Source organism: Kordia sp. (assembly GCF_050633145.1).
GTDB lineage: Bacteria > Bacteroidota > Bacteroidia > Flavobacteriales > Flavobacteriaceae > Kordia.
In genome coordinates this window covers 1-14,507 of the sequence record NZ_JBOEFY010000042.1, presented here as the reverse complement: position 1 = coordinate 14,507, position 14,507 = coordinate 1, and the positions used below count along the sequence as shown (strand labels likewise).

The following is a 14,507-nucleotide window of genomic DNA, read 5'->3' as shown; positions in this document are numbered from 1 at the left end:
AACAGCCAACAGCCAACAGCCAAGAATCTAAAAGCGAAGCGATCTAAATATCTAAAAGCGTTAGCGGTCTAAAAGCAAAGCGAGTCTAAAAAAACTACTGCTTTTTCACCACAAACGTTTCCCAACCATCATAATTCCCGTTCATCTCTTTTGCAAGATTGATGAGTTCTGTAGTGAATTTCATGGTGTTTTCTAGAGTAACCGAATTGTCTCGGTAAAACTTAACTTCGTGAGGAAATTTATCGTTTTTGACTTTCTTCTTATAATCAATTGTATACGAAAGTTTTTCAATGGCTGCAGCAAACAAATTCATTTCATTCATCGTTGAAAATGTAGCGTAATGCTCAATTTTTCGTGGACTCACAACATCATCACCTGCATTTTTTAACTGAATTACCGTATCACGATTGGACATGAAATTTTTGATTTCATCATTCGGATATAAAAAATTGATATACAAATCCCAAGCAGGATCAGACTTTACAAAGACTTCATACTTCTCACCACGGAATTTATTTTTGAAAAGTTTGTCTATATGACGTTCAATATCGGAAGCATCTTTTACATAGTAATACTCAAAACGACTTCCATCAAACATAAACGAACCTACATAAAAACTATCATCCGAAACAGATTGCATTTTGTCATAAATAGCATCTTTAATTAGGTACATTTTTTTCAGCTTATTCCCAATAGGAAAGTCACTTTCTTTGGTAACTCTGTATTTAATCTTCACATAAAAAAGGAAGTCATATCCGTTAATTGGTGCTTTTTCAATCAAATCCATTCGCAAATTCGTAGAGCTCACGCCTTTCTCTTGTTTGGCTTGATAGGTATTCCAAATTTGAGTTTCTTGTCCGTTCACGAAAGTGACAGCAAAAAAGAAGAATAAGATGCGAAATGCTATGTTCATGCTATGAATAAATAAAACTTCTTGCAATGTAAGTAAAACTCAGAATTGCACATAAAAATTAATAGAATATTATGATTAAAAACCACAAAAGCTCTCTTTTATTACTTGTTTAAAATTGTATCTTTACTGAAACTTTTATAGATGATAAAACCTTGGCTTGCAGCTGCACGATTACGTACTTTACCCTTGTCCATTTCTGGAATTATAGTTGGTTGTTCGTTGGTCAATTTTTCAATAAATAATCATTCGGAGAGTAGTGACGGATTGTTTACGTGTTGTTTTGGATGTTATCATTATTATACAAAGTATTCAATCTTCATTTTAGCTATTTTAACAACCATAGGATTTCAAGTATTATCAAATTTTGCAAATGATTATGGAGATGGAATTCGTGGTACAGATGATGATAGAGAAGGAGAACAGCGCATGGTTGCTTCAGGAATTATTTCGCCAAAGCAAATGAAAAATGCCATGATTATTACGGCAATTATTACGTTTATTTTTGCTTTATCATTGATTTACGTTGCTTTTGGTAGTGAAAACTTCGGTTATTCAATTTTGTTTTTATTCTTAGGAATCGCTGCTATTATTGCTGCTGTAAAGTATACCGTTGGGAAAAGCGCGTATGGATATTCTGGTTTGGGTGATATTTTTGTATTTCTTTTCTTCGGATGGTTAAGTGTTGTTGGAAGTTACTTTTTATACACAAAATCATTGAATTTTGATGTTTTCTTACCTGCAACAGCTATAGGATTGCTAAGTGCTGCGGTATTGAATTTAAATAATATGCGCGATCGTATCAAAGACAAAGCACACGGAAAAAATACAATAGTTGTAAAAATGGGAAGTAAAAATGCAAAATTATATCATTATGCATTGATTATTGGCGCATATATTTGTACACATTCATTTATTATTAGAAACTACTATTCACCAAAACAATTTATAATTCTGATTGCTTTTATTCCATTGATAATGAACATGGTTGTAGTTGGAAAAAACATCATTCTTAAAGAACTTGATCCTGAACTTAAAAAAGTTGCTTTGAGTACTTTTTTGTATGCACTACTATTTGCAATTTTTAATTAAAAAGACACAAGAAAAAAGTATATATATTTAAAAAAACAAATCACATCATGAAAATCACCTATTTAGGACATGCTTCACTGCATATTGAATTTGACGAAATCAGCATTATTGTAGATCCTTTTATTTCAGGAAATTCTTTAGCTTCTCATATTGATGTAAACGAATTAGATGCAGATTATATTTTTGTAACGCATGCACATCAAGATCATATTTTAGATGTAGAAACTATTGCCAAAAATACAGGCGCTACAATTGTTTCTAATTATGAAATAGCGATGCATTATGGCGCAAAAAACTTTAATGTGTTTGCAATGAATCACGGAGGAACGTACAAGACACAAGCATTTTCGGCGAAATATGTAAATGCCATTCATACATCATCGTTTCCAGATGGTTCGTATGGCGGACAACCAGGAGGTTTTGTGCTTACAGTAGGTAGAAAGTCAATTTACATTGCTGGCGATACAGCTTTGACATACGATATGAAACTCATTCCGCTACAAACAAAACTAGATTTGGCTATTTTTCCAATTGGAGATACGTTTACAATGGGCGTAGATGATGCAATTATTGCAAGTGATTTTGTAGCATGTGATAAAGTCTTAGGATATCATTACGATTCTTTTCCTCCAATAAAAATCGATCAAGAGGAAGCAGAACAAAAATTTTCTAAAAAACAGAAAGATTTGATCCTGTTGGAAATAGGGAATAGTATAGAAATTTAAGTTACACTTAGACTCCGCTCAGTGTGCTATTTGTAAATTCATGATGTCACATCGAGCGCAGTCGAGATGCTAGTCATATCAGTCTAAAAATCAAACATGCAAGCAACCTATCACAAACATATTTTAGATTTTAAGCGCCCAAGTGGAACATCACGTGGCATATTGAAACAAAAGGAAACATGGTTTATTCATATTGTTTCAGAAGGAAAACAAGGAATAGGAGAATGCGGAATTTTGCGAAGTTTAAGTATTGACGATGTGCCCGAATATGAAGAAAAGTTGCGTTGGACTTGTGAACATATTCATTTAGGAGAACAAGTCTTATTGCAAGAATTAATTGAGTTTCCATCAATTCAGTTTGGTGTAGAACAAGCGTTTCGATCACTAAACTCAGCATCACCATATCTATTGCATCCATCCGAATTTACAGATGGTAAAGAAGCAATTAATATCAATGGTTTAATTTGGATGGGCGATGAAACTTTTATGAAATCACAAATAAAAGACAAACTCGCGGCAGGTTTTTCCTGTATTAAAATGAAAATTGGTGCGATTGATTTTGACACGGAAATCAAACTATTACAAAGCATTCGCAAAGAATACGCTGTCAACGACATTGAATTGCGTGTAGATGCTAATGGTGCATTTACACCTTCAACAGCATTAGAAAAGCTTAAACGGTTGTCTGAGCTGGACTTACATTCCATCGAACAACCTATCAAACAAGGACAATTAGAAGAAATGGCAAAGCTTTGTGAAGTTACGCCATTGCCAATTGCACTCGATGAAGAATTGATTGGAGTTTTTCATACATCCGACAAGAAAAAAATACTAGAAACCATTCAGCCACAATTCATTATCTTAAAGCCGAGTTTGGTTGGCGGTTATACAGGAAGCAACGAATGGATTTCACTAGCTGCCAAGCAACATATTGATTGGTGGATTACAAGTGCATTAGAAAGTAATATTGGTCTCAATGCCATTGCGCAGTGGACATATACATTACAAAGCAAATTGCCACAAGGTTTAGGTACAGGAGGTTTGTATACCAACAATTTCAATTCGCCACTCATCATACAAAACGGAGCATTGCGTTATGACACAAACTTGTCATGGAATGTCCCATATATAAAAAACGCATAACAGATGTTTATACAACAAGCTTATAAAGGAGATAATGCTCCTTGGAAAGTCATTATGACAACGGTATTAACGCTTGCAATTTTTGTGGCAAATATCATTTATGTATTGTTTGGCGATGTAGATACCATGAAACAAATGGAAGAACTCTCCAATTCGATGCAGAGCAATAATTTTATGTTTGTACTAAACTTATCTTTCTTTGTGTTTTTATTATTGATGCTATTTGGTCTGGTACTTTTTTTACATAGACGAAGTTTAGTATCACTCACAACAGCACGGAGTAAAATTGATTTAAAACGAGTCGCTTTTTCATTCGGTTTGGTCTTTTTCTTAGGAATAATAGCTTTTGGAATAGAATGCTATCTGTATCCCGGAATGGTTACGTTAGATTTTAAACCTGTGAGTTTTATTATATTGATTGTATTGAGTTTGATACTTTTTCCTTTTCAAATTGGCTTTGAAGAATATCTTTTTAGAGGATATTTTATGCAGCAAATAGGAATCATTGCTAAAAACAGATGGTTTCCATTACTAGCAACTTCGGTATTATTTGGATTGATGCATTCGGCAAATCCTGAAGTAGCCGAAATGGGCGGAATTACAATGGTTTTCTATATTGGAACAGGTTTGTTTTTAGGAATTATGACTTTAATGGATGAAGGTTTAGAACTGGCTTTAGGATTTCATTTTGCAAACAACTTTCTAGCGGCAACATTGGTCACTGCAGATTATTCTGCTTTGCAAACCGACTCTTTATTTAAGTATACTTCTCCAGAAACGACGGTTTCGTTTTTTGGAATCTTAGTGCCAATTTTAATAGCATATCCAATTATTTTGATCATTTTCACTAAAAAATACAAATGGAATAACTGGAAAGAAAAGCTGCTTGGTCGCGTGCCAAGTGCTACAGAGACTACGGTTGAGTTAGAAGCTCCGTTGTAAATTTTTTCAATACGAATGTAACGTTTTGTAAGAATAAATGTCTCATTAAGTGAAAATTAACTAACTAAAACTTCTCTACTATATTATGGAAGCAGTCTTTTTTATTTTTTTCTTTCTGATTTTTGGATTCATTGTCAGTATCTTTTACAAGATTATATCGAATGGAATAATAGAGAAAAGGAAGAATGATAAAGCTCCTATTCTTCAAATTCCTGTCGTTGTTGTTGAAAAACGTGTTAAAACTAATACAAGTACAAGTATGAATGATGATAATTATAACGATTCTTCAACTTGGCATACATACAAAATTACTTTTGAGCATTTACATACTGGAATTCGCCATACGTTTACAATGAATGAATCAAAATTTGATAAAATTATAGAAGATGATATAGGCTATTTAACCTATCAGCGGAAGCGTTATCATTCTTTTCAACGTGATGAAGGCGCAGCAGAATTTGAGAATGATGCTTCTTCTAGAGGTGATTTACAATTTAAAATTGAAGAATAATATAATTTTTAATAACAAAAAATAATTTCTCTATGAGCGGTTCACAATTTGATGCACTTTTTGTAATAGTAGTCATTACAATAGGTGTATTTATAGTATATTCTATCTTTAATGGAATTAATGAAAAAGTACAAAACAATAATGCTCCAGTACTTGAAATCCCTGTAAAAGTGGTAGACAAACGAGTGCAAAGTCGCCAACGAAATAAAAATTATTCTAAAAACGTATTTAAAGTTACGTTTGAAGATTTAGATACAGCAGAACGTCATACATTTAAAATTTCTGAACCAGAATTTGATCAAATAGCAGAAAATGATATCGGCTATTTAAACTATCAGCGAAAGCGTTTCCATTCTTTTCAACGAGATAAGCTTGCTGCGGAGTTTGAAGACGATACTTCCTCTAAAAATAGCACGCAATTTAAAATTGAGGATTAGTAAAATATTAATTTGACATCAAACAAAAAAGCCCGCCATATTTGACGGACTTTAGAATTAATAATTGGAGCGTATTTTATCTACCGTTACACCAATCGGCTTCTTTACTTAAGCAAATAGAACCATCATCATGTCCGATAGTAGGAAGGTCGCAACCGTCCCATCTTGTACAGGCAGCTATTGATACTGGGATTGTAATTGTACAAATAACTCCTAATGTTGGAAATGATGCTGCTCCACCATTAACGCTGTGTGAACTTAAATGAGAAATAGATTTCTTGTTCAATTTTAAATTTTTAATTTCTTTTTTTTTCATGGTTATTGTAATTTGTTGATTAATAATAACTTAAGTTAGTAAAATATTCATAAAAATGAAAGAAAAATATTAAAAAAATATAGATTTTATCTTTGTTTTGTGTGAGAAGAAAAAGTAATTTTACATTACTTACTTATATTTTGCATAAAAAAACCGCCATATTTGACAGACTTATAAATTGTTCAAAAAATAGATTATTTATCTACCGTTACACCATCAACTTCTTGACTTAAGAAAATAGAAATTATACAAACTAAAACAAGAATAAAACTGCAGTAACCACAGTTTTATTCTTGTTTTTAAAAATATCGAATAGTTTTGTTGGAATGAAATGTGCGTCGAATATTACTCTTTCGGATTCATTAAAATAGCCGCTTTATTAAAGTCAGAAGCAGCATTAATTACTTCGCGGAAACCTTCGTATTCAGCAATATCATACTCAAATTCCTTATAGAATTCTTCAATAGTAATAGTGAGTTTATTGCCTTGCAATTTGTAATTGGATTCAAACTTACATTTTTGATTGCCTTCTTCATCCAATAACTCTTTTTTTATAATGAGCGATTCCAAACCTTCAACTTCATAATCTGTTGGAATGTTTACAATGATTTCATAGTTATAACGATTCGGGTATTGCATCTGAATTGGATTGACACGCTTGGTTTCTTGATACAATTCACTTTGCGTTCCTATGACTTTTCCAACCTGAAAAATATAACTGTCACCAGCTTCTTCTAACAAAGATTCTGAGTTAATTGTACTACTCACCAAAAATGGTTTGTTGTATTCCAATTGTGTCATTTCCTGATTTTGTGTTTCGTATTTTTTAACCACTTTATCTTCAATTCCAGAACCTGTTAAATAGTCTTCATATTCTTTAATAGCTTGCTCTGGAGCTAAGTTTAAATACGCACGATTGTTCATTGCCCAATGTCCGTAATACTCTTGATTTTGGTTGATTTTTACATATTCCATGTCATCTTCAAATGAAATATTCATGTTACGTGCCACGCGACTGTAATCTTGATCTTTTTGCAGAATTTTGTAAAAGCTAAACTGTTTCTTCTTATTTACATAAATTCCAGTATTTCCAAGAATATTTGGTGGAATTTCACTCAAACGATAATCCACTCTATTTGGTGTAATATAATTATAGGTTTTTGGAATGTAGATTAAAAATTCGCGCAAAGCAGTTGGATTGAAAAATTCAGAATCAAACTTATGCTCATACACATCTGCTGTAATGACTGGCATATATTCCACTTTTGCAGCTTCTAATAAGTGCGAATAGACTTTGATAACTCCCAAGTCACTTGCCGATTTATTCTTAACAATATAGTCAATATCAGAAAGTTGCGGATTATTGTTTTGTACAATCGTGTAGTTTTTCTTTACATAATCATCAATCAAATACGCTTTAGTATAATCGTCAGTTTTTTGATCTTTCAAAATCGTTTCAACAATTTTTGCAATCTCAGGATGTACTTTTTCAGGAAACATTCCCGTGGTAATATTCGTCACTACATTGCTCCATAACATATCATCTGTAACATTTGTACCAGGACCAAAACATTGATATGCTACATACGTTTTATTTGAATTTGGTGTTGCGTATTCTTCATCAATCATCGGAACAATATTTTCTAACACTAATTGTTTTCCTGAGTTTTTCCCATAATTAGCATTCGTAAAGTTGCCGATAGCGTTATATGCTTTTATACGAGCTGGAAGTTTTCCATAAATAAAATCGTATTCTAACTTTTTAATCGGATAACTTTTCTGTAATGTTTCCCTACCAAAAGCAGAGTATTCTTTTTCTAAAGTATACAAGATTTCAATTTCTGAATCTTTTTCGGCACCTTCAATTGCAAAGATTTTGAAATCACCGTATTCTTCAACATTTTTAACTTCTTTGATGTTGTCTTTATTCAACAGTGTTATTTTGCCGTCAGGTGTAATTGTTCGCGCTTTAATATCTACAATATTGATAACTTCATACATAGAAATATATACTGTATTGTGCGTTTTAATTCCTTTTTCGTCATGAACACGTGCAATTGTATGCGTAGTTTCAAACTTCTTTAAATCATTTCCAAAGGAAGGAACAACGTATTCTACTATGTATTTTTCCATAATAGAAATCGAAGATTCGTTGGCTTCTTTTTCAGAAAGTGTATGCAATGTTGGCTTTTTTGCCCAATCGTATTCTTTATAAAATTGAGAAAACGCTTGTGTGGTGCACAAACATAAAAGGATGACAATAACTGCTCTCATAGGTATTAATTTATTTTTCAATGATGATACTTTTTTTGTAGGCTTTGATTAATTTTTTGATGAAACCATTCCAATCTTCAAAGTCTTCTTTTTCTACACGTAATGTATTTATGTAGATGGTTTTATGTTGAATGATTTTACCTTCTTGTTTTTCGTAATGAATGTCGAAACCGTATGCTTTTCCGTCATATTTAATAGGTTTTGGAACTGAAGTCACTTTGTAACCTGCAGGGACAATAAACGTAGTTGTATATTCCTTTTGGAACTGATGATCAATCTTTTTTGCATATTTACGCGCTTCAATATCTATTTTCCCTTTCGATAAAATACGGTCAATGTTGAGGTTTAAAATGGTTTTTGAACCAATAGTTTTAGCGTAACTCTCAATCAGTAAATCAAAAGCAACTGTCAATGTTTGATACTTTGATTCTAAAGGTGAAACCTCAATGTTTTGATACTTTGTTTTATTATTCCCTAAAGCAAGCGTTGTATTTAAAAACTCTTCTTCGGTATTGTCTTTTTTCTTGTATACATAATCTGTAACAAAACCGACTCTTTCATAACCTGTCATCACTCGTTTTTCTGAAGCTTTGATGTTGCCGTTTTCAAAAGTAATGGTCGTGTTAATAGAAGTTTTACTTTTTGTAGAAGGTTGCACAGGAACTTTTTTCAAGACAAATTTTTCTGGAGAAATTCCAATCAAGGCTTCTTTTGTTTGTGTAAATGAACTTGGCATTCCAAAATTGACATAACTATCGGTTCCATCAATAAAAATGGTATCCTTATCAATTACCGTAGCTGTGATCATGTGATTGTCTACCATTGGTGTTGGCACTTCGTCATACAAATACGGACGATCGCGCGTACCAATCCACGTTCTATACGATGGAATTCCAACACGATTCAGCATCACATACAGCAAATTTGCCATGTCCTTACAATCGCCATAACGGTTTTTGCAAACACTTGCGGCGCCTCGTGGAATGAATCCGCCTAAGCCATCTTCAAAAGCAACATAGGTAATATTCTCTTGAACCCAATTATAAATTGCTTCTGCTTTTTCACGATCTGTGTTGTACTTTTTTGCAATATCTTCCGCAATTTGATATACTTTCTTTAAATCATTTTCATCTACTTGTTTGGCTAAGGATGCGTACCAACTATACAAATCCTTTACATTATTTAGAATAGGAATCGTTTTGCCTTTTTCTGTGTAATTTTTAATGTGTAAAATAACATGAGGTAAATAATACAAAGCAGCTTCAGCATCATCTTCCGATGTAAACTTGGCTACATTTTCGCTAGTCCATGTATACACATTGCTATTCTTTGTTTCTTCTTTCTTAAAATTAATTTTGATGTTTTCGGTGTGAAACTCTCTATATCCAATTTCTACATTCTTAGGAAACTCTATACGTAACACAGCTTTTTGTGTTGGTGCATATGTTCCAAAACGAAACAAACCTAAAAAATGCGGTTCAGTACTAACTTCTTTATACTTTAAATTGGTAATTGCACCTTTTGTTACACCAGGAAAGGTGAAGTTTTTCGTTTGCTGATCGCTGTAAAAAATACCATCATCAAATTCGTGCTTTGTTTCTATATAATCGACCTCTAGTGTTTTTCCTGAAGCTGGTAAATAGGTTGTTGCTTCAATATCTTTCAATTCGGTAAAGCCATCAAAATGAAGCACTTCGTTTGCATAATACAAATTGTTAGCTGTCAAGTATTCACCTTTTTTGTGAATGCTCTTTACAATATTGAATGCTCCTTTATTCAGGTTGATTTTAATATTTTCGGTACGTTCTAAAAAACGGAAATCTTCGGAAGCATTTTTCTGCGCAAAGCAAACATTCGCTACAAAAAGTAGTAGCAATACTGGGAATTTCAAATAGGATGTTGTCATAAAATACAATTTAAACTCATGTGGAGAAACCTACTTTAGTACAAACAAATCTTCTCAAGGAATAGTATGTTTAAAAGGAAGCATGAACCACTAAAATACTAAAAACTCTGCAAGAAATCGCCGATTTCTCAATGTGAATCTTTAATTTTATAGAACAATTAACAAAAATGATTCCAAGCTTTAAAAATATTCACCCAAAGTTTACATTAAATGGTAATTACTTTGATAAAAAAGCCTTAAAAGAAGTTGCTTACCGTTTTGTAAAAGAGGGAAAACAGTATGAACAAACTATTGGTAATTTTTTAATCGATTGGCTCGATGAGAAAGCGTATGTAGATGTATTTACATCTGGATCAACGGGGAAACCAAAGCAAATACGTTTGAGTAAACAAGCAATGGTACATTCGGCATTGGCTACAGGAGACTTTTTTGGAATCAAAGAAGGGAATTCTGCTTTGCAATGTTTGCCTTCAAACTTTATTGCGGGAAAAATGATGTTGGTTCGTGCCATGGTTTTAGGATGGTCGTTAGATTTAGTTGCACCGAGTTCAAATCCCTTAGAGAAGCTTCAAAAAAAGTATGATTTCTGTGCGATGGTTCCATTACAAGTTGAAAATTCATTAGAAAATTTAGATCAAATCAAAACCTTAATTGTTGGTGGTGCGCCAGCTTCTAGTGCTTTAATTGAACGTTTGCAAGCAATTTCGACCAAAATTTATGCTACGTATGGAATGACAGAAACCATCACGCATATTGCAGCCAAACCATTAAATCATCAGCCGAAAGGAGTAACATCAATTTATACAACCTTACCAAATATTCAGATTCGTACGGACGATCGAAATTGTTTAGTTATTGATGCGCCAAGAATCACCGAAGAAAAAATTATCACGAATGATGTGGTGGAAATCATTTCTGAAACTGAATTTGATTGGTTAGGAAGATATGACAATGTAATTAATAGTGGCGGCATCAAATTACATCCTGAACAAATAGAGGAGAAGCTAAGTCCATTGATCAATGCACGATTTTTTGTTTCGGCTATTGCTGATGAGCAGCTAGGAAAAAAGTTGATTTTGCTTGTAGAAGATGTAGCACAACAATTGGATGCTTCACAACTTCTAAAAGCAATCAAAGATTCAAAAAAACTCTCCAAGTTCGAAATTCCAAAAGCTATGTATACAGTGCAAAAATTCTCAGAAACCAATACTGGAAAAGTGCAACGAACTAAAACTGTCGCTTTGCTTGGTTTATGATAAAAAAACGTCTGATCGAGTGGCGAATCTATGATTCGTTGTATCGAGATCTACTCAGAAACTTCTACTTTTCATAGTACTTCTCGATACAATTTTCTAGCAAAAATCAATCGAAGTGACGTTTTTTGCATTTTAGTTTCAAATTCACACAAAAACGAATTCGCAAAATAGGTTTGTAGAGAATTTAGTTCAGAAGTTGTCACATCGAGCGCAGTCGAGATGCAAAACCCAACTTCAAAAGTTCTATATAGAAAACGATACGCTAACGAAATCTGCATAAATTATGTTAGCTATTTAAAATTTACCATTTTACATTTAAAATTTCTTTTCCCTAACCCAAACCATCACTTCACTCAATTACAGTTTTTTAGCACACCATTGATTCCTAGTTTCGTAGGGAACTTTTAAAACAATACGTGATGAAAAAACTCTTAACGCTATGCTTGTTCTTGGTAATTAACCAAGCATGGGCACAAAAAATTGAAGTCAGCGGACAGGTAACAGACGATTCTGGACTGCCATTACCAGGTACATCCATCTTAATAAAAGGAACAACTAAAGGAGTGACTACTGATTTTGATGGAAAATATAAAATACAAACCAACGTCGGAGCTATTTTAGTCTTTTCGTATGTTGGATTTTCTACACAAGATATTGTAGTAACACAAGCGACTATGAATGTTCAAATGAAAGGAGACACCACTCTAGATGAGGTAGTCGTAGTAGCGCAAGGAATAAAAAAAGAAAAAATGGCAGTAGCTTCTGCCGTAGCAGTTGTTGAATCAAGAAACATAAATCAAGTGCTTCAAGGAACTGCAGCTGGAGTTTCTGTAAATACTGGAAGTGGACAACCGGGGCAATCCTCAAAAATAATTATCAGAGGGCGCGCTTCTTTAAGTGGAAATATGTCTTATCAAAATCCGCTGCCGCAAGTTTCAAACGAATCATACAAAGAAATCAACGAAAATATATTTAAAAGAGCTACACTCACTCCATTATCAACATTTTCAATTGATGTGGATAAAGCTTCGTATAGCAATGTGAGACGAATGATTAATAACGGAACAACGATTCCTGCGGATGCTGTGAAAATTGAGGAAATGATTAATTACTTTGAATACGATTACAAGCAACCAAAAGGAAGACATCCGTTAGTAGTTCATACAGAAGTTGGTGTAACACCATGGAATAAAGATACAAAGTTGTTAAAAATTGCATTGAAAGGAAAAGAGATTCCGTTAGAAAAAATTCCACCATCAAACTTTACATTTTTAATAGATGTCTCAGGGTCAATGTCGTCACAAAATAAATTGCCATTATTAAAGAAAGCATTCAAATTAATGGTTGACAAAATGCGAAAAGAAGACAAAGTTGCTATTGTAGTATATGCTGGTGCAGCCGGATTGGTGCTAGAACCAACTTCTGGAGATGAAAAGGAAAAAATTATAAATGCTTTGAACAATTTAACATCTGGAGGATCTACTGCTGGTGGTGCTGGAATTGAATTGGCATATAAAATTGCAACGGATAACTTTATTAAAAAAGGTAATAACCGTGTTATTATGGCTACTGATGGAGACTTTAATGTTGGGCAAACAAGTAGAGACGCTATGGAAACCTTAATTGAAAAGAAACGTGAAACAGGCGTGTATTTATCTGTATTAGGTTTTGGAATGGGTAATTATCAAGACGATCGTTTGGAACTGTTGGCTGATAAAGGAAATGGAAATCATGCGTATGTTGATACAATGCAGGAAGCCTATAAAATATTTGGAAAAGAATTTGGCGGAACATTATATACCATAGCTAAAGATGTAAAGTTACAATTGGAATTTAACCCAAATACAGTACAAGGATATCGCTTAATTGGTTATGAAAACAGATTGTTAAATGATGAAGACTTTAAAGACGATAAAAAAGATGCAGGGGAATTAGGCGCAGGACATACAGTAACGGCTTTGTATGAAATTATTCCTGTTGGTGTGAAAACGGACTATTTAAAAGACGTTGACGATTTAAAGTATACAACTAAGAATGTTGATAAAAAATCATATTCAAACGAATTACTTACGGTAAAAATACGTTACAAAAAGCCAAACAAAAAAAGAAGCATTCAGTTAAAAACAGTAGTTGAAAATGAAGTAGCAAAAAATGCATCAACCGATTTCAACTTTACAGCTGCTGTTGCACTGTTTGGAATGCAATTACGTAATTCTGAATTTCACAACAATTCAAAAATAGAAGATGTAGTAGCTTTAGCTGAATTGGGTAGAGGAAATGACAAGAATGGATATAGAGCAGAGTTTATCCGATTGGTAAAGGCGACACCGACACCAACTAAGTAAGTGTGTCACTTTACTCATCAATACAGCGTGTTTGCTCAATATGGGTTTCAGAATCAAAAGTACTAACGTACTTTTAATATAGAATAAACGAAAGGTTGGTTGTTTAGTTGTTTTGAAAAACCTAATAAATACGACTTCATGGAAAAATCTGTGAAGAATCTGTAAAGAATTCACATAAAATAGTAGTGCAAGCCGCTGGTATTATAGATCTCAATTATTGAGTAAAATTCTTATTTATTAGGTTTTTCTTTTTCTGTTAAAAAAATCACAAAAAATATATAGAATGGCATAGAGTTTGTGACTTATTAAGAAGCGAATCTTTGCTTTCAAAACGAAATAAAGATTAGGTTATTTTAGGTTTTTTAGGGGGAAAAGGTCTGGTAATTAGTTTACTAGGCCTTTTCTTATTTAGATAACTTTTAAGTTGGTTTTGAGTTGTTTGTATTGAGTATTGAGAAGTTTCAAAGTAGATTTTAGACTTTTTGATGACTAAATTGAAAAAATAAACCAATAATTTTGGCGTATCCTCTGAAAACTCAGAGGTCGCGCTTTCGAGAGTCGCTCTCTACGAGGAGCTTCAACAAATCTCTCAATCACTTACGCGAAATACTGCTACTAAGAGCTAGCGATCTAAGCGAAAAGCACTTCTA

12 protein-coding genes are annotated in these 14,507 nt (G+C 33.1%); 8 read left to right on the top strand and 4 right to left on the bottom strand.

Annotated features, from left to right (window positions below; translation table 11 throughout):
* Nucleotides 1-94: 94 nt before the first annotated feature.
* Nucleotides 95-913 (bottom strand): DUF695 domain-containing protein, encoded by an 819-nt coding sequence (locus ACRBBL_RS19755; RefSeq protein ID WP_431370810.1) that lies wholly within the window; start codon nt 911-913, stop codon nt 95-97.
* 141 nt (nt 914-1,054) lie between these two features.
* Between ACRBBL_RS19755 and menA the strand changes: the two genes are divergently transcribed.
* From menA to ACRBBL_RS19725, 6 genes are all read left to right on the top strand, one after another.
* Nucleotides 1,055-2,002: a 1,4-dihydroxy-2-naphthoate octaprenyltransferase gene (gene menA, locus ACRBBL_RS19750; RefSeq protein ID WP_431370809.1), complete on the top strand. Its 948-nt coding sequence runs from the start codon at nt 1,055-1,057 to the stop codon at nt 2,000-2,002.
* 47 nt (nt 2,003-2,049) lie between these two features.
* The gene (locus ACRBBL_RS19745) at nt 2,050-2,727 is read left to right on the top strand and encodes a metal-dependent hydrolase (RefSeq protein ID WP_431370808.1); all 678 of its coding nucleotides are present in this window, start codon (nt 2,050-2,052) and stop codon (nt 2,725-2,727) included.
* A 96-nt stretch (nt 2,728-2,823) separates the two neighbouring features.
* The gene (locus tag ACRBBL_RS19740) at nt 2,824-3,870 is read left to right on the top strand and encodes an o-succinylbenzoate synthase (protein ID WP_431370807.1); all 1,047 of its coding nucleotides are present in this window, start codon (nt 2,824-2,826) and stop codon (nt 3,868-3,870) included.
* A 3-nt stretch (nt 3,871-3,873) separates the two neighbouring features.
* Entirely contained in the window at nt 3,874-4,812 is a 939-nt protein-coding gene (locus ACRBBL_RS19735) for a CPBP family intramembrane glutamic endopeptidase (RefSeq protein ID WP_431370806.1), read from the top strand.
* Nucleotides 4,813-4,897: 85 nt separating this feature from the next.
* On the top strand, nt 4,898-5,323 hold the full coding sequence (locus ACRBBL_RS19730; protein WP_431370805.1) for a DUF2500 family protein: 426 nt from the start codon (nt 4,898-4,900) through the stop codon (nt 5,321-5,323).
* A 32-nt stretch (nt 5,324-5,355) separates the two neighbouring features.
* Nucleotides 5,356-5,760: a DUF2500 domain-containing protein gene (locus ACRBBL_RS19725; protein WP_431370804.1), complete on the top strand. Its 405-nt coding sequence runs from the start codon at nt 5,356-5,358 to the stop codon at nt 5,758-5,760.
* A 76-nt stretch (nt 5,761-5,836) separates the two neighbouring features.
* Here ACRBBL_RS19725 and ACRBBL_RS19720 read toward each other — a convergent pair whose 3' ends face one another.
* The 3 genes from ACRBBL_RS19720 to ACRBBL_RS19710 form a co-directional block, all read right to left on the bottom strand.
* On the bottom strand, nt 5,837-6,076 hold the full coding sequence (locus tag ACRBBL_RS19720) for a hypothetical protein (protein ID WP_431370803.1): 240 nt from the start codon (nt 6,074-6,076) through the stop codon (nt 5,837-5,839).
* 345 nt (nt 6,077-6,421) lie between these two features.
* Nucleotides 6,422-8,350, bottom strand: a complete 1,929-nt coding sequence (locus ACRBBL_RS19715; RefSeq protein ID WP_431370802.1) for a hypothetical protein — start codon at nt 8,348-8,350, stop codon at nt 6,422-6,424.
* Nucleotides 8,351-8,360: 10 nt separating this feature from the next.
* Nucleotides 8,361-10,256, bottom strand: coding sequence for a DUF3857 domain-containing protein (locus ACRBBL_RS19710; protein ID WP_431370801.1), 1,896 nt, complete (start codon nt 10,254-10,256; stop codon nt 8,361-8,363).
* A gap of 167 nt (nt 10,257-10,423) precedes the next feature.
* Between ACRBBL_RS19710 and ACRBBL_RS19705 the strand changes: the two genes are divergently transcribed.
* A complete protein-coding gene (locus ACRBBL_RS19705) occupies nt 10,424-11,512 on the top strand; it encodes an AMP-binding protein (RefSeq protein WP_431370800.1) in 1,089 nt (362 codons plus the stop codon).
* Nucleotides 11,513-11,931: 419 nt separating this feature from the next.
* Nucleotides 11,932-13,857, top strand: a complete 1,926-nt coding sequence (locus tag ACRBBL_RS19700; protein ID WP_431370799.1) for a YfbK domain-containing protein — start codon at nt 11,932-11,934, stop codon at nt 13,855-13,857.
* The last annotated feature ends 650 nt before the right edge of the window (nt 13,858-14,507 follow it).

Coding starts and splice junctions, on each gene's coding strand:
- menA (WP_431370809.1), top strand. CDS start 1,055: ATGATAAAACCTTGGCTTGCAGCTGCACGATTACGTACTTTACCCTTG.
- ACRBBL_RS19720 (WP_431370803.1), bottom strand. CDS start 6,076: ATGAAAAAAAAAGAAATTAAAAATTTAAAATTGAACAAGAAATCTATT.
- ACRBBL_RS19715 (WP_431370802.1), bottom strand. CDS start 8,350: ATGAGAGCAGTTATTGTCATCCTTTTATGTTTGTGCACCACACAAGCG.
- ACRBBL_RS19745 (WP_431370808.1), top strand. CDS start 2,050: ATGAAAATCACCTATTTAGGACATGCTTCACTGCATATTGAATTTGAC.
- ACRBBL_RS19725 (WP_431370804.1), top strand. CDS start 5,356: ATGAGCGGTTCACAATTTGATGCACTTTTTGTAATAGTAGTCATTACA.
- ACRBBL_RS19740 (WP_431370807.1), top strand. CDS start 2,824: ATGCAAGCAACCTATCACAAACATATTTTAGATTTTAAGCGCCCAAGT.
- ACRBBL_RS19755 (WP_431370810.1), bottom strand. CDS start 913: ATGAACATAGCATTTCGCATCTTATTCTTCTTTTTTGCTGTCACTTTC.
- ACRBBL_RS19705 (WP_431370800.1), top strand. CDS start 10,424: ATGATTCCAAGCTTTAAAAATATTCACCCAAAGTTTACATTAAATGGT.
- ACRBBL_RS19735 (WP_431370806.1), top strand. CDS start 3,874: ATGTTTATACAACAAGCTTATAAAGGAGATAATGCTCCTTGGAAAGTC.
- ACRBBL_RS19710 (WP_431370801.1), bottom strand. CDS start 10,256: ATGACAACATCCTATTTGAAATTCCCAGTATTGCTACTACTTTTTGTA.
- ACRBBL_RS19700 (WP_431370799.1), top strand. CDS start 11,932: ATGAAAAAACTCTTAACGCTATGCTTGTTCTTGGTAATTAACCAAGCA.
- ACRBBL_RS19730 (WP_431370805.1), top strand. CDS start 4,898: ATGGAAGCAGTCTTTTTTATTTTTTTCTTTCTGATTTTTGGATTCATT.